Origin of the sequence: Pseudoalteromonas aliena, from assembly GCF_038155085.1 — a bacterium.
GTDB lineage: Bacteria > Pseudomonadota > Gammaproteobacteria > Enterobacterales > Alteromonadaceae > Pseudoalteromonas > Pseudoalteromonas aliena_A.
Map to the genome: position 1 here is coordinate 200902 of NZ_JBAKAU010000001.1, position 14656 is coordinate 215557.

16 protein-coding genes are annotated in these 14656 nt (G+C 37.3%); 8 read left to right on the top strand and 8 right to left on the bottom strand.

All coding sequences use genetic code 11. The annotated features are described in order from the left end of the window. Positions 1 to 317: 317 nt before the first annotated feature. Genes rnm through V6260_RS00985 form a run of 3 tightly spaced genes read left to right on the top strand, consistent with a single transcriptional unit; the run spans position 318 to position 2638 of the window. A complete protein-coding gene (gene rnm / locus V6260_RS00975; RefSeq protein ID WP_341592094.1) occupies positions 318 to 1172 on the top strand; it encodes an RNase RNM in 855 nt (284 codons plus the stop codon). After that, a complete protein-coding gene (locus V6260_RS00980) occupies positions 1169 to 1789 on the top strand; it encodes an L-threonylcarbamoyladenylate synthase (protein WP_058548994.1) in 621 nt (206 codons plus the stop codon). The genes rnm and V6260_RS00980 overlap by 4 nt, the downstream gene beginning before the upstream one ends. Positions 1790 to 1795: 6 nt before the next feature. Beyond that, entirely contained in the window at positions 1796 to 2638 is an 843-nt protein-coding gene (locus tag V6260_RS00985) for a ScpA family protein (protein WP_341592096.1), read from the top strand. Between the two features lie 57 nt (positions 2639 to 2695). Here the strand turns inward: V6260_RS00985 and V6260_RS00990 are convergent, their stop codons facing one another. After that, on the bottom strand, positions 2696 to 3541 hold the full coding sequence (locus V6260_RS00990) for a transporter substrate-binding domain-containing protein (protein ID WP_341592097.1): 846 nt from the start codon (positions 3539 to 3541) through the stop codon (positions 2696 to 2698). A gap of 139 nt (positions 3542 to 3680) precedes the next feature. Beyond that, complete coding sequence (locus V6260_RS00995; RefSeq protein WP_002961566.1) at positions 3681 to 3848, bottom strand: hypothetical protein; 168 nt, start codon at positions 3846 to 3848, stop codon at positions 3681 to 3683. A 369-nt stretch (positions 3849 to 4217) separates the two neighbouring features. Here V6260_RS00995 and V6260_RS01000 point away from each other — a divergent pair, with 369 nt between their 5' ends. After that, positions 4218 to 4769, top strand: a complete 552-nt coding sequence (locus V6260_RS01000; RefSeq protein ID WP_341592099.1) for a hypothetical protein — start codon at positions 4218 to 4220, stop codon at positions 4767 to 4769. On the opposite strand, the gene V6260_RS01005 is transcribed toward V6260_RS01000, so the two are convergent. Then, on the bottom strand, positions 4766 to 5569 hold the full coding sequence (locus V6260_RS01005) for a hypothetical protein (protein ID WP_341592101.1): 804 nt from the start codon (positions 5567 to 5569) through the stop codon (positions 4766 to 4768). The genes V6260_RS01000 and V6260_RS01005 overlap by 4 nt on opposite strands. A gap of 188 nt (positions 5570 to 5757) precedes the next feature. Here V6260_RS01005 and icd point away from each other — a divergent pair, with 188 nt between their 5' ends. Then, positions 5758 to 7026 (top strand): NADP-dependent isocitrate dehydrogenase, encoded by a 1269-nt coding sequence (icd, locus tag V6260_RS01010; protein ID WP_341592103.1) that lies wholly within the window; start codon positions 5758 to 5760, stop codon positions 7024 to 7026. 12 nt (positions 7027 to 7038) lie between these two features. Here the strand turns inward: icd and V6260_RS01015 are convergent, their stop codons facing one another. The 4 genes from V6260_RS01015 to V6260_RS01030 all read right to left on the bottom strand — a co-directional run bounded on the left by V6260_RS01015 (position 7039) and on the right by V6260_RS01030 (position 10682). After that, positions 7039 to 7470, bottom strand: a complete 432-nt coding sequence (locus tag V6260_RS01015; protein WP_341592105.1) for a hypothetical protein — start codon at positions 7468 to 7470, stop codon at positions 7039 to 7041. Between the two features lie 422 nt (positions 7471 to 7892). Beyond that, positions 7893 to 8099 (bottom strand): hypothetical protein, encoded by a 207-nt coding sequence (locus tag V6260_RS01020; RefSeq protein WP_341592107.1) that lies wholly within the window; start codon positions 8097 to 8099, stop codon positions 7893 to 7895. A 29-nt stretch (positions 8100 to 8128) separates the two neighbouring features. Further along, positions 8129 to 8578 carry a GNAT family N-acetyltransferase gene (locus V6260_RS01025; RefSeq protein WP_341592108.1) on the bottom strand — a complete coding sequence of 150 codons (450 nt, stop codon included), beginning with the start codon at positions 8576 to 8578 and terminating at the stop codon, positions 8129 to 8131. 1156 nt (positions 8579 to 9734) lie between these two features. Then, positions 9735 to 10682 (bottom strand): LysR family transcriptional regulator, encoded by a 948-nt coding sequence (locus tag V6260_RS01030; RefSeq protein WP_008138369.1) that lies wholly within the window; start codon positions 10680 to 10682, stop codon positions 9735 to 9737. A 117-nt stretch (positions 10683 to 10799) separates the two neighbouring features. On the opposite strand from V6260_RS01030, the gene aceK reads away from it, so the two are divergent. From aceK to V6260_RS01045, 3 genes are all read left to right on the top strand, one after another. Continuing rightward, positions 10800 to 12572: a bifunctional isocitrate dehydrogenase kinase/phosphatase gene (gene aceK, locus V6260_RS01035; protein WP_341592112.1), complete on the top strand. Its 1773-nt coding sequence runs from the start codon at positions 10800 to 10802 to the stop codon at positions 12570 to 12572. Positions 12573 to 12636: 64 nt separating this feature from the next. Further along, positions 12637 to 13599 (top strand): zinc-binding dehydrogenase, encoded by a 963-nt coding sequence (locus V6260_RS01040; RefSeq protein WP_341592113.1) that lies wholly within the window; start codon positions 12637 to 12639, stop codon positions 13597 to 13599. Positions 13600 to 13661: 62 nt separating this feature from the next. Further along, positions 13662 to 13913 (top strand): DUF2999 family protein, encoded by a 252-nt coding sequence (locus V6260_RS01045; protein ID WP_007582532.1) that lies wholly within the window; start codon positions 13662 to 13664, stop codon positions 13911 to 13913. Between the two features lie 78 nt (positions 13914 to 13991). Here V6260_RS01045 and V6260_RS01050 read toward each other — a convergent pair whose 3' ends face one another. Then, a complete protein-coding gene (locus V6260_RS01050) occupies positions 13992 to 14492 on the bottom strand; it encodes a fasciclin domain-containing protein (RefSeq protein ID WP_341592118.1) in 501 nt (166 codons plus the stop codon). Positions 14493 to 14656: the final 164 nt, after the last annotated feature.

Sequence of the window (14656 nt, forward strand, 5' to 3'; positions counted from 1 at the left end):
AGACCGTTATTCATGTTTTTTTGCCTCAAAATAAAAAATATAATTACGTAAAATTTAGTTATAAAAAAACCCGCGTAATGCGGGTTTTGAATTTTTGCTAGACACGACAATTCATCACCCAATAATTATGAGTGCCACCACCAAATAGTGTTTTGAATTGAATTGATCATTTTTATTAATTCTTAATGTGTCTGAAAGTGGCTACAGTAAAACGTATCTAGTGCTTTTGTGTCAAGTGTTTATTTAAAACAATTTAGTCAAAAAACTTGTTATACTTACATAAACGCCATTAACCCTTAATTTTAAGCAGTTTTCTTTTGATAAAATACGATTTACATAGCCACACCACGCATTCAGACGGGCAGTTAACGGTTGAAGAATTACTTACCCGCGCCGTTGATAAAAATATAGATGTGTTTGCTATTACCGATCACGATACTGTGGCTGCTATTAAGCCAGCTCAAGAATTTATTAAAACCGAAAATTTGCCTTTATCATTAATTACCGGGGTAGAAATTTCGACCAAATGGGAAAGCTTCGAAATACATATAGTGGGGTTAAATGTTGATATTGATAATTTTGACCTTACTTCATTGTTAACGCAGCAGCAGCAAAAGCGTGAAGTCAGAGCACTAGAAATAGGCGCAAGGCTTACAAAAAACGGTTTTGATGGCATTTATGAGCAAGCCAAAGAGCTTGCACAAGACGCGCAAATTACTCGTGCGCACTTTGCACGCGCGCTTATAGAGCGTGGTGTAGCTAAAAACTTTCCGGGTGTATTTAAAAAATATTTAGGTCGCGGTAAAACCGGCTATGTGCCAAGCAACTGGTGCAATATGCAAACCGCCATTGAAGCAATTCATTCAGCGGGAGGTATTGCAGTAGTGGCACATCCTGGGCGTTATCAAATGTCTAATAAATGGTTACGTAAATTATTAACCGAGTATAAAAGTGTTGGTGGTGATGCAATGGAGGTTGCACAGCCTCAACAAGCTCCTAGCGAGCGACAATTTTTAGGTGAACTGAGCCGAGAGTACGATTTACTCTGCTCGCAAGGGTCTGATTTTCATTTTCCGACAAGCTATTTAGAGCTTGGCAAAAACTTATACTTACCTAAAGACTGCCAAGGTGTTTGGCAAGCATGGGAAGGACAAGAAGGGGCATTAACATGAGTCAATTATTTCATATTCATCCTGATAACCCGCAGCCACGACTTATTAACCAAGCCGTTGACATTATTAAAAAAGGCGGCGTAGTTGTATACCCAACAGATTCTGGTTATGCCATAGGCTGTAACTTAGGAAACAAACAAGCTAAAGAGCGTATAGAGCGCATTCGTGGCATTGAAAAAAACGATAATTTTACACTTGTTTGCAGAGATTTATCTGAGCTTGCTACGTACGCAAGAGTAGATAACCAATTGTTTAGATTAATTAAAAATAATACGCCAGGGCCTTATACCTTTATTTTTAAAGGTACAAAAGAAGTACCAAAGCGTTTGTTAAACGAAAAGAAAAAAACCATAGGTATGCGTGTTATTGAACACCCAATTGCCTGTGCGTTACTTGCTGAACTAGGTGAGCCACTTATGTCGTGTTCACTTATTTTACCAGGGCAAGAGTTTACAGAGTCAGATCCTGATGAAATTTTAGAGCGCTTAGACAAACACGTCGATTTAATTATTCACGGTGGCTATTTAGCTGAACAAGCAACAACAGTAATTGATTTATCAGAAGACGATATAAAAATACTACGTGTTGGCTGTGGCGATACTAGCCCGTTTGAGTAAACACTGTTGAGTGACAAGCCCGCAAATACAGGTCTATCGAATGAACTTGAGGCAGTGCAGCAAAAGCTGCCACTGGCTTTTTTGCACGGTAAAGCCGTAGTTGATAAACCCGAAGATTTATACATCCCCCCTGATGCGCTTGAAATCATTTTAGAAACGTTTGAAGGGCCACTCGATTTATTACTGTATTTAATTAAAAAGCATAAGCTAGATGTGCTTGAGCTCTCTATTTTTAGCATCACTGAACAGTATGTAAGCTATGTTGAAATGATGACCGAATTTCAACTAGAACTCGCTGGCGAGTATTTAGTTATGGCGGCGCTGCTTGCACAAATAAAATCGCGGTTACTATTACCTGTTCACGAAGAACTTGAAGAGGAAGAAGATCCCCGTGCTGAGCTTATTAAACGCCTGCAAGAATATGAGCAGTTTAAAACAGCCGCCGAAAACCTAGATGAGATCCCCCGTGTTGGCCGTGATATTTTTATTGCGCATGCTGCAATGCCAACCGCAAGTGATAATAGCCCATCCTTACCAGAGCTTGAACTTAAAGATTTAATGCTTGCACTTAGCGATGTAATGGCACGAGCAAAAACGTTTGAGCATCACCAAATAACAGCTGAAGTACTATCAACCCGCGAACGAATGAGTCAAATACTGCAGCAACTATCTAACGCCGATTCTGCTGTTGTATTTAACGAACTATTTACCCTAAGTGAAGGCAGAAGCGGTGTAGTAGTTAGTTTTATAGCTATGCTTGAGCTGATAAAAGAGGGGCTTATAACGTGTTTGCAGGTTAATTCACAAAGCTTAATTTATGTAAGTTTAAGCGAAAACGCTACTATATAGCCTTCAGAAGCTGTGCTTTAAATAACCTTCAAATGAAAGCTCAGTTATTAAAGAGCGTTACTTTTTTGCTAGTACCATTCTTTGTTGAAATAAAGGTTTTAAGTGCTCTGGCAGCCAGCGCATAAGTAATTCGTTATATTGCTTAGTGTGTTTAATTTTTTTAAGTTGTTCGTTAAGTATTTTTATATCCTCAGCACCTTGTTCATTTTTAGTACAGCCAATATATCCATAACTTAAAACTGGCGCTTCTTTAAGTGGGTGTTGTGTGAGATTTTTATCAAAATGCATCGATTTAGCTAAGTAGTAATGCTCGCTTGGGTAACCTAATAGAATATCAATTCTTTTTAAATTAAGCATATACGTTAAGCTTGCTAAGCTATCGCGAGTGGGTCTAATTACTAAATCAATGTTGGGTGTACTGTTTATTAATGTATCTATCTCTTGCCCGTAAGAGCGACTCATAGAAATTCCAAGAGTGAGTTTTTTATCTTGTATTAAACCTAGTAGTGATACTTTTTTTGATTCCGCTATATTTAGCGCTTTGGCTAGCTTTTTATGCATTGCTATTGAAGGCGAGAGGCCTGTTGTTGAGCTTTCTTCTGTGAAATAAATATGCTCTTTTCTGTAATCATTTTTATAAAGCGATAACGCACAAACATTATTTGAAGTATTAGACAGCTCTTGAATTACTTTACCTGAGGGGATAAGCATGCGATTAAAGGTAATGTTAGGAAGTTGTTTTTCAAGTAATGATATTATGCTTTCGTCGCGGCCTTGGTGTTGATACTGACCATTTAAAATATAATAGGGTGCAAAGTCGTGCGCTAACCAATTAATAGTTCTAGCATTACTTATTGAGGTTAAACAAAAAAATAGTAATAAGCTTAAAAATATACGGAGCATTACAACAGCTGCCAGTAATTATTATTGTAAAACGATTGTAACCAATAAAGGGCTAAAAAGTAAAATGCCAGCAACAAGGCTGGCATAATATCTTATCAATAATTGCAATAATAAAAATGCAATTAAATTTATGTGTTGCTTAGTTAGCTTTTAGCCACTTAACAAACTGGCGTGCATCACTCGCTTTTTGAAACAATGCATTTTTTAAACCTTGTGTATCACTGAAGATTACACGATGTTTGTTGACTGAAATTGATTGCACTGGATGTGCAATTTGGATCATAGACCCATTATATTTATAAGACATAATAAAACTCACTTTATTCTTGTTATTTATTCTGCGCTATATTTTATAGCAAATTGCAGTCAATAAATTAACGATGTTGTGTTTAGCTTCATTACAGTGTTGACGATCTTTATGACACTTTTGCGATGATAATAAAAAATCATCTAGGTATTATTCAAGGGGTTCTCGCCGTACAATAACTTAGCTTTCAAATATACGTTTTGCGGGGCTTACTGGATCAGGGTAAATGGTTAACCGCGGCGGTTTCTTTAAACCAGAGAGGGAAGGTAACTTATATATAAATTGTGTGCAAGCTATTTTTATAAAAATATTTATAATAAATCTTATCAACTGCTTACAAAGCCCATTTTTAGTTACCAAAGGATAAGTATGAATTACCTGATAGTGAGTGATATTTATGGTTTAACCCCTGCTTTAAAGAAGTTATCACAGGCAATTGGTTCAAATTTAGTAATTGTTGACCCTTACAATAACAAGGTTCAAGCCATTGAAAGTGAACAAGATAACTACAATAATTTTATACAGCAGTGTGGCCATGACAAATACACCGGCAAGCTTCAAAAATGCTTTGGGAGTTTAAAAGTGCCAACCACGTGTATTGCTTTTAGTGCAGGGGCAAGTGCAGCATGGCGGGCACAGTTATTAACAGGCAATACACACCTTAAAAAGTTAATTGGCTTTTATCCGTCGCAAATTCGTAATTATTTAGCGTTAGATGCAAATGTACCCTGTGAATTCATATTTCCAGCAAGTGAGAGTCACTTTAATGTTGATGAAGTTATTAAAGCTTTAAGCACCAAAGCGAGTGTTAAATGCTATAAAACCAATTTTTTGCATGGCTTTATGAACGAGTACTCAACCAATTTTGATGCGCAAGGGCTGGTTGAATATAGTAACTATATAAAACAGAGCAGCCATTAAAGCGTGTTTAGCTGCTTTTTACTAATATCAGGAAAATCGGTGCGGGTATTATATTTTGCATACAGCGTTGTAAAAATGCTACTGCCGGATAGTTTATCTAACTCTTTTATAAAGGTTTTAGCACTAGAGCGAGCAGGTCTACAGCATGTTTGATACTGTTTTATTATACCCGCGACAGATAAACCTCGTTTTTGTAGCTCAAGGTCGGCCTGTGCAAAAAAAGCTGCACCTGTCCAATAAACACGTTGCTGGGCGCGTTGTTCCCACATATCGGCAGAGAGCTTATTAAGTGGCTGTGTTTTAGTTGTAGTTTGCAGTCGGGCACGATCAAATCCTGCATTTAAACGTTGTACAAATTGCGGCTGGGTAATTATACCGCTGTCACGCATTATTACGTTTTGCATATAGCTGGCAAAACCCTCGCTTAGCCAAAAACCTGAGTAGGGAAGTAGCGGCAAATATAAATGCGAGAGTTCATGGTATAGCGTCCAATCTTTAGTAAATGCATTTAAACTGGCATAGCGATCTATATGTAGTTCTAGTCCATCGGGGTTATTGCGTTTAACTGTAGCCCAAGGTACAGGTTCAAAAGCAAAGTATTGCGGTTTTAAATAAATAGGCAAAGTGGTTTGTTTTAAAGGCCCCAGTGTATTTTGTGTTTTTTCAACACTTTGATTAACCCATGTGGACACTGTGTTTTGAGCATTACTTGAGAGCGAGCTAAGGTTATGTGTGACTACTTCAACGGCTAATACGTTAAAAGAGCCGATTGATAGTAGCAGTACAAACAAGAATTTCATTAAAATGCTCCACTGTAATTTAATAACTGATACGCCAGGCTTAATATACAAGACCAACTAAATGGATAAATAATCACGCCTAATTCTTTATTTTTTAAAATGATAGTAACTATAAAAGTACAAATAAAGACACTCCTAGCTAAGCATGGTTTAATCAATTAATCGTTATTTTAAGTTAGGTTTTAGCCATGACGTATCAACATATTCAAGTTCCTGAGCACGGCCAAAATATCACTATTGATGCACAAGGAGACTGGCAAATACCGTTAGAACCTATCATAGCTTTTATTGATGGCGATGGCGTGGGTTTAGATGTTATGCCGGTAATGCGGCACGTTGTTGATAGTGCAATTGAGCATTGTTATAAAAACGCACGGAAAATTCATTGGATGCAAGTTTATAATGGCGAGCAGGCCGCAAAGCTGTATGACGGTGACTGGTTTCCACAAGAAACAATTAACGCAGTACGCGCCTGTAAAATTGCCATAAAAGGGCCGTTAACAACGCCGCTGGGTGGTGGCTTTCGCTCACTCAATGTAGCCCTCAGGCAAGAAATGGATTTGTTTGTAAATATGCGCATTGTAAAAGGTTTTAGTGCGCTCCCTTCTCCTTTAAAAAATCCTTTTTTAACAAACATAACCGTGCTTCGTGATAGCAGCGAAGACGTGTACTCAGGTATTGAGTGGCAAGCAGGCAGTGTAGAAAGCGAAAAGATGCTCGACTTTTTATGTGAGGAAATGGGCGTAACCCGGCTAAGATTTTCACAAGAGTGTGGAATTGGTATTAAAAATATATCTAAAGAAGGCTCTGAGCGGCTAGTGCGCTTTGCAATTAAGTATGCAATTAAAAACGATAGTGAATCATTAACATTAGTGCATAAAGGCAATGTACTTAAATTTACCGATGGGGCATTTAAGCGTTGGGGGTATGCACTTGCACAAAACGAATTTAATGCCACCGCACACGAAAATGGACGTTGGTTACAAATAGAGCGAGCACACCAAGCGCCTTTAATTATTAAAGAGGTTATTGCCGACAACATGCTGCAGCAATGTTTAATGCACCCAGAGCAATTTGATGTAGTAGTGACAACTAATCAAAATGGTGACTTTTTAGCGGATATGCTCAGCGCACAAGTTGGCGGTGTTGGCATAATGCCTGCTGCAAATTTAAATAACGATGTCGCATTTTTTGAGCCTACACACGGCACGTTTGAACGTATAGCAGGGCAAAATAAAGCAAACCCTAGTAGTAGTATTTTGAGTGCGGCATTAATGCTTAAATTTATGGGGTGGGAGGAGGCCGCATTACTGATAGAAAATGCGTTAGAGCAAACATTTAAAAGCGGTGAAGTAACCTTTGATTTAGCGCAAGAGCAGAGCAATAACTCAAGTATTCATAACTCGACAACCTTAACTTGTACTGGTTTTGCAAAAAAGGTTATCGAGCACTTTTAAACACATCCATTATTAAGCTGCTGAGGCAGTTTTTACTCTGTGCATGCAAGGGCGGTTGGTTAACTGCGCTGCACGTTGGTAAATCTCATGTGCTTGAGGTTCATCGCACTGCGTACCACTAAGCGTATCCATTAACGCAACAACAATAATAGCAGGAACTTGGCAGCAATGTTCGTCTAAAACGGCTTCTGTCGTTTGTGCATCAACATGGCAAAGTGGGTGGTTTTTAAGTTGGTATGCGTTTAGCAATGTATCCACTTCTAATACATCATTTGGTTGATGTTTTGTTTTACGGCATTTGCAACCAAACTCATCAACTAAAGTAGCTAATGCTTGGTAAGTTTCAGTGGTGTTAGCTTTAGTGCATAACTGCTCTTCAATAAACTGATGTAAATTAGCATCAATAAATAACCCGTCTTGTTGTGTGAAGCTTGATGTTGTCATAATAATTACTCTTAGTTTGTTGGCTTAACTTCACTCTAGCGCTAAGTGTATTATTAATAAAATTGTTGTTTTCAATAACTGATATTGATTTCATCAATAGTAAGCTTTAAAACTTAATAAAAAATAGAGAACTTATTTAAAGAATACTAATTAATTTGGTGCAGAGTGGGGAAAACGTGCACAAAACTGGAACAAGTGGGTAATTGGGGAATAAAGAAGGAATCTTAGTTAATTGTATTTTTTGGATTTTAATTGTTTTATGAAGTTGGTACTAAGCTTGCTAACTATACTCTGTAGGTAGATTCCTATATCGACGATTTCCAAAAGCGCCATGGTATTTTCCCAAAGTTGAATACCACGGCGCTTTTTTATTTTCGCGTGTATTTTATTTAGCCGTAACAAGAACAATAACAGTAGTAATGTTAAATTTTAATAAAGTAGGGAATAGCCACTAAAATAGCGCCTACAATCAACAGCATGCTTACACTGCTCATAAAATACGGAAAAACCAATAATGACAAACCAATACAAAGTGGTACTACGGCTTTTTTTCTTCGCCCGTAAGTAAGGTAGCCAATACCAATGCCGCCAAACAAAACACTCCACGAAATTATTGATGCACTGTCCATTTATAAATTACCTATTTTGAAATACTGATTTAAATTACGACCGACATAGCCAGTTTTTCAATACCATGTGAAGGAGCCCACCTTTTAAATTCCACGAAGCCATGCTTTTTATATAAATTTATTGCAGGAGTATTAGCAACCGCAGTCTCCACTATTGCATGAGAAAAATCATCTATAGTTAAAACATAACTTATTAGCTTACTTGCGATACCTTTTTTAAAATGACTAGGATCAACGGTTAAACTACAAATATCTAAACACTCGTTGTTTGTATCTACTTCAATAACGGCTGCTAAACATTCATTTTCGCTGTAGCCATAAAAAGTTGTTACTGACTTTTTTATACCTTTAATATTACGCGCTAAAGGAGGGAAGTTATGCGCGCCGATCAGTTTAGCCTCAATAGCATAGGATTTTTGAAAGACAGCAAAAATTTTATTTGCAGTATTGCTATTCTTATTATTAAGTTTGTTTATCATTGTCTTCTTTTTTTAGAAAATAGAGTATGAATACCATATGCCGTAATAAAACCTCCGGCACTAATTGTGAAAAAAAGAAATAAATAAAACTTTTTCGGGTTATTTTCTAGAGATGCCATTGCCGGCTCATTGTATCTCTTATAAATGACACCACTTTCGTAATTAAAATAGCTGCGCAAAAGAATAAACAAACCTAAAACAATACACAGGAGCGCTTTACTTGTTTTCTTAGTGTTCTTTTTAGCTATTACTATTTGTAGCGCAGCTTTTGGCTCAGTACGACTTGGTTTAGCTCATTCATCTTTAAGGCGTTTGTAGTTCTCTGGATATTTATGCGCATCGATACTTTCAAGTGCTTCGTTTAATTCACTAAGTGAATAAGCAGAGTAATCAGTATTTATAAGAATCTTCCTTAAAAGGCTCTTAAATAACACTTACACAACAAGATTTTTAAGTTGTTGTTATTTAATGGTATTTTTATAATTCGATTAAGTCTATTTTAATTTGGCAAAGACTTGAGGTTAGTCACTTTTACTATCATATTTAAACTCGAATGAAACTATTACAGCCAATATACCTGCAGTCGCTGATATAGCAGCGCTAAATAACATCTCCCATAATAATTTTTTTAATAGTAGAGTCTCATGAATATTTGTAAATATTACGCTCCAAGTTTGTTCAAAGTTGTATAAATTAACAACTTCATGAACATCATATAAAAAAGTACCTAACCCATTTAAAAAGTACGCAAAAGCTATATAAACAAAAAGTCGTGCAGTAAATAAGAGGGTTTTTAAATTATCAGTTTCAACTTTAGAGAAAGGAACAAAGCTAATTTTGGTGACCTTGCTCATTATAAGTGAACACTTCAAATATAGGTATTGGTACATAAAATTCCATTTTTTAATATGTTGTTTCTTGATAACGAGTATCTAAAGTTATAGACCTTATGTTACTAATTAAGAATAACGTAGTACCTATTTTGATTCAATTCTTTAACGAACATTGTATTGGAGTTTTAGCTCTTCATTAGGTAGTTTTTAACTTAATGTATTTAAAATGCTAACCAAGCTATTAGCTCAAAATCAGATGATTCAGTACATAGCACAGGCACTCGCATTAGGCTCATGAGTACTAATCAAAGGTTTGCTTTCAATTATCTGTCTGCAATCGTTTTAGCAAACGCTAATAACTCACGTCTTAACCATTGGTGTGCAGGCGCGTGGTGTAGTAGCGGGCTCCATATCATTTTTACCTCAATAGGGACTATTTGAAATGGCACAGGGCTGATTACTAAATCAGTATGAGAGGTTAACAATTTAGCCTGCCTGCGCGGTAGGGTGGCAATAAGTTGCTCTGATTGGCAAAGCAAGCTTGCAACCATGTAGTGGCGAGTAAAAACTCGTATTTTGCGGGTTTGTTCTAGTTGCCAGAGCGCTTCGTCTACCCAGCCTAATTTTTGCTTTCCTGATTTATTAGTAACAGCGGCTTCAGGCCCCCAGCCGGCACGGTTCACCCAAATATGTTCTTTTTGTAAGTAGTCGTCTAACCCTGATTGTTGTAAAAATGTATTTTTAGGATGGGTTAAACAACAGTAGTTATCGCGCCATACACTGGCTTGATGAAACGAGCGTGGCAAGCCATTAAAGCGGTTTATGGCCAAATCTATAGTGCCTTTTTCCATGTCTTGTAGGTTTACGTCGCTTGGGCTTAATACATCAAAATTAATACCGGGGTTTTTACTAAGCTGCGCGGTTATAAAAGGGGCTATTAAGGTCGACTCTATGTAGTCGTTTGCCATTATTCTAAACGTAACTTCAGCCGTTGTAGGGTTAAACTGCTCACTAGGTTGCGTAATAGCTTCAGCCATTTTTAAAAGGGCCTCAACTTCAGGCTTTAATGCAAGTGCCTTTGCCGTTGGCGTCATAGAGCCTGCGGCACGCACCAGAAGCGGATCGTCAAATAAATCGCGCAAACGTTTTAATGCGTTACTCATAGCAGGTTGCGTAAGCGCGAGTTTATTCGCAGCTTTTGAAACACTTTTTTCATCAATGAGTACATTTAAGTAAACTAACAAGTTGAGGTCGACGTTTCTTATATTCATATGATCAATTTAAATTATATGCTTTATTAATTATCTAAATTAAAGCCTGCTTGCTAAGGTGTAAACAATTAATAAAAAATAACCGCCATAACTGGCATCAATATAAGTGCTGTATTTATGCAAAATAGGCCAACAAATCAATCTAATAATGCGCTACAACAGGTTGTAGCCAGTAAGCTTGCACGATCTGTTTTTGCTGGATTTGAGGCGATGTTTTCGCAATTTTTAAATATTACACTGGGTGCACAAAGCCGTTTTGAACAACGACAGTACCACAGTGTGCAAAGTGCTATGCGTGAACGTTTACAAGTGTATGAGCGCGAGGTAAAAAACGTGAGTGAAGCCGTGAGAGTTATTGCTTATGCTGAGCTTACTTGCCCGCAAACGTGGCAATTAGCTAAAAATATTTACGGCGATATGGTACAAAATCACGAAAACAAACCTATCGCGCATACTTTTTTTAATTCAACGTTTGGCGCAATTTGGGACGATAAAAAAATTCGTACTGTGCATTTGTTTGTATTAAAAGCAAAGTATCGTAGTGAGCCGCGCTCTTATGAAAGCTTAGTAAGTAGAGTATCGCTACACAGTGGGTTTAATAACGCCGTTAAAACGCTTATCACTAATCAAGTATTTAGAGTGCCATTTAGTCATTTAGAACGCGATGTAGCCACATTACAAAGTACGTTAATGCAAGGCGCTAAGCAGCAATGCAAACAGGTGTACGAACTTATAAATTTAAACGATGGGTATATTGAATACGCCAACTCATTATTTTTTAGAAACAAAGCCTGTTATTTAATTGGGCGCTGCATTGCTAAAAATGGCGACAATATGCCTTTTGCTATCGCTATTTTAAATACCGATGAGGGGCTAAAGCTTGATGCTGTAATGATGGGCGCCGATCAATTAAGTTTATTATTTGGTTTTGCACGCACCTATTTTATGGTTGATACCGATAAACCCGCGCGTTATGTAGATTACTTAAGTGTGTTAATGCCACACAAACAACGCTTTGAGTTATTTAACGCCATTGGTTTTATAAAGCACGCCAAAACTGAGTTTTATCGACACAAGGTTGATACGACTAAAAATAGTCCAGCCAACTTTAAGTATGTCAAAGCGCCAGGGACGCCAGGCATGGTAATGCTGGTATTTACTATTGAAGGGCTAGATTACGTTTATAAAGTAATTAAAGACAAATTTAGTGCGCCAAAAACAGCCACCAAAGCACAAGTGAAAGAAAAGTATAACTTTGTAAAACAAGCCGATAGGGTTGGTCGTTTGGTAGACACGCACGAATTTAGATATTTAGCGTTTGATTTAAGCCGTTTTAGCGACGAGCTACTTGAGCAGATGAAATGCCAAATTGGCAGCAGCATGGTTATATCGGGCAAGGCACTCATTTTAAAGCACGTTTATGTTGAGCGTAAAATGACCCCGCTTAATTTATATATTAACCAATGCGATAACAAAACCTTAGAGAGAGTTATGCATGACTACGGTAAAGCAATTAAAGAATTAGCGGGTGCTAATATATTTCCAGGCGACATGCTAATGAAAAACTTTGGCGTAACGCGATGGGGGCGAGTGGTGTTTTACGACTTTGACGAAATTGGCCCACTAACCGATTGCAACTTTAGAGAGGTTCCACAAACCCAAAATGCACTCGAAGAGCTAAGTAGTCACTCGTATTTTGATATAGCTGAAAACGATATATTTCCGAGCCAATTTAAGGTGTTTTTTAGTGCCAACGAGATTGCGTTTAACTATTTTAATAATGAGCACAGTAACTTGTTTTTAGCGACGTTTTGGCAGAGTTGTCAACAACAAGTACATAATGGTTATCTACCCGATGTTTATCCTTATAAACAAAGTTGGCGCTTTTGAGGTTGTTTGAATCTGTGTTCATCCCCATCTATATGTTATTACAGTTTTTAAACTTGGAGCAACAATGAAATATATTTCTCATGAAGATGGCAATCTTGCATTTAGTGAAACCGAAAAGCCGGTTTTAAAGAGCCATGAAGTACTTGTTAAAGTTGCAGCAATAGGTGTAAACCGTGCAGACAGTATGCAGCGCCAAGGTAAATACCCGGCTCCTGCTGGAGATAGCCCTATTTTAGGTTTAGAGTGTGCGGGTACAGTTACTGAGCTTGGAAAAGATGTAGATAAAAGCTGGCTAAACAAGCGTATTTTTACATTGTGCTCAGGTGGTGCTTATAGCGAATATGTAGCAGTTGATGCAAAACAGCTTATGGAATTACCCGATGATGTAACAATGGCTGAAGGCGCCGCAATAAGCGAAGTGTATTTAACGGCATTTGGCGCGTTATTTGAGCTTGGTAAATTACAAAAAGGGCAAACAGCGCTTATTCATACAGGTGCTAGTGGCGTAGGCGGTGCCGCAATTCAAATGGCTAAAAGCGCTGGTGCTACCGTGGTTATTACTGCTGGTACGGATGATAAATGCCAACACGCAAAAGAGCTCGGTGCCGATCATGCAATTAACTATAAAACTACTGACTTTGTAGAATATATGAAAGCAAATGAGTTAACAGCAAATGCAATTGTAGATCCTGTTTCGGGTAGCTACTTAAATAAAAATGCCGCTATTGCAGCGATGGATTGCCAAATTGTAATGCTTGCATTTTTAGATGGACGTTTTGCAGAAGTTGATTTTGCGGCGCTTTTACGCAAACGTATTTCGTTTCATGCATCAACGCTTAGAAATCGTAGTATTGATTTTAAACGCCAGGTGCGCGATGACTTTGTAGCACGCTTTTACAATGATATTGCCACTAAAAAGTACGATTTTAACTTGTATAAAACATTGCCTTGGAGCGACGCAAACGAAGCTCATGCTATTTTAGAGCGTAATGAAAATGCTGGTAAAGTTGTTTTACTTGTAGAGTAACTCTTTAATTTTAGGGTTTAGCCCATATACTAAGCCCTATAAAAAACACTTAAGGTTTAATAATGAATCCAATACTAGCAATACTTAAAGAGCACAATGTAAGCGACGAAAAAGTAAAAGCATTGTTTGAAGCGTTTACTCAAAACCCAATGATGGCAATGGCGCTTGTTCAAGAACTTGGTATTCCGCCAGAAAAACTACAGCAACTAATGGCAGTGGTGATGACGCAACCACACTTGATTAAAGAAGCAACCGACGAACTTGGTTTAGATTTTGAAAAAGTAAAAGAAGCGAAAGAAAAACTAAATCAATAATTTTTTATGTGATGAAAAAAAATAAATAAAAAAGCATAAGTACTTATTTATGCTTTTTATTTGGCTTATTTTTTTTGACTACTCTTTTGGAAGTAGTACTGTGTCGATGACATGGATTACGCCGTTGCTTGCTTTTACATCAGCTTTTACAACTTTGGCGTCATTTATCATTACGGCCATGCTGTTGGCTTTAACCATAACGGATTGACCTTGTAGTGTTTTCGCACTATCTACCTTCATTACATCGGCTGCCATCACTTTTCCAGACACCACGTGGTAAGTTAATACCGCCGTTAGCTTATCTTTGTTTTCAGGCTTGAGTAGCATTTCAACAGTGCCTTCAGGTAATTTAGAAAATGCAGCATCTGTTGGTGCAAAAATAGTAAACGGTCCTTTACCTTGCAGTGTTTCAACTAAACCTGCGGCTTTAACAGCAGCAACAAGAGTAGTGAACGAACCATTTTCAACGGCTACTTCAACAACGTCTTTTTTCATACCATGATGATCAGCATAAGCCATTGTAGTAAATCCAAGGCTTGCAGTTGTAAACAATAATGCAGTAGTAATTTTCTTAAACATTTTATTTTCCTTTAAGTTAATACCCGTTGGCTTCGTTAAATGTTACGACGCTCTAAATTTAATCGATCAATTGAAATTACTAGTCAACATGTTTTGTTACATCATTGATTGAACTGCAGCTAATTAACAAAGTCATATAAATAGTTACTCAATTAAAGACTTAT

What these genes read in the sequence shown, in the direction of transcription:
- V6260_RS00980 (WP_058548994.1), top strand. Translation starts at nt 1,169, where the DNA reads ATGAGTCAATTATTTCATATTCATCCTGATAACCCGCAGCCACGACTT.
- V6260_RS00990 (WP_341592097.1), bottom strand. Translation starts at nt 3,541, where the DNA reads ATGCTCCGTATATTTTTAAGCTTATTACTATTTTTTTGTTTAACCTCA.
- V6260_RS00995 (WP_002961566.1), bottom strand. Translation starts at nt 3,848, where the DNA reads ATGTCTTATAAATATAATGGGTCTATGATCCAAATTGCACATCCAGTG.
- V6260_RS01000 (WP_341592099.1), top strand. Translation starts at nt 4,218, where the DNA reads ATGAATTACCTGATAGTGAGTGATATTTATGGTTTAACCCCTGCTTTA.
- V6260_RS01005 (WP_341592101.1), bottom strand. Translation starts at nt 5,569, where the DNA reads ATGAAATTCTTGTTTGTACTGCTACTATCAATCGGCTCTTTTAACGTA.
- icd (WP_341592103.1), top strand. Translation starts at nt 5,758, where the DNA reads ATGACGTATCAACATATTCAAGTTCCTGAGCACGGCCAAAATATCACT.
- V6260_RS01015 (WP_341592105.1), bottom strand. Translation starts at nt 7,470, where the DNA reads ATGACAACATCAAGCTTCACACAACAAGACGGGTTATTTATTGATGCT.
- V6260_RS01020 (WP_341592107.1), bottom strand. Translation starts at nt 8,099, where the DNA reads ATGGACAGTGCATCAATAATTTCGTGGAGTGTTTTGTTTGGCGGCATT.
- V6260_RS01025 (WP_341592108.1), bottom strand. Translation starts at nt 8,578, where the DNA reads ATGATAAACAAACTTAATAATAAGAATAGCAATACTGCAAATAAAATT.
- V6260_RS01030 (WP_008138369.1), bottom strand. Translation starts at nt 10,682, where the DNA reads ATGAATATAAGAAACGTCGACCTCAACTTGTTAGTTTACTTAAATGTA.
- aceK (WP_341592112.1), top strand. Translation starts at nt 10,800, where the DNA reads ATGCAAAATAGGCCAACAAATCAATCTAATAATGCGCTACAACAGGTT.
- V6260_RS01040 (WP_341592113.1), top strand. Translation starts at nt 12,637, where the DNA reads ATGAAATATATTTCTCATGAAGATGGCAATCTTGCATTTAGTGAAACC.
- V6260_RS01045 (WP_007582532.1), top strand. Translation starts at nt 13,662, where the DNA reads ATGAATCCAATACTAGCAATACTTAAAGAGCACAATGTAAGCGACGAA.
- V6260_RS01050 (WP_341592118.1), bottom strand. Translation starts at nt 14,492, where the DNA reads ATGTTTAAGAAAATTACTACTGCATTATTGTTTACAACTGCAAGCCTT.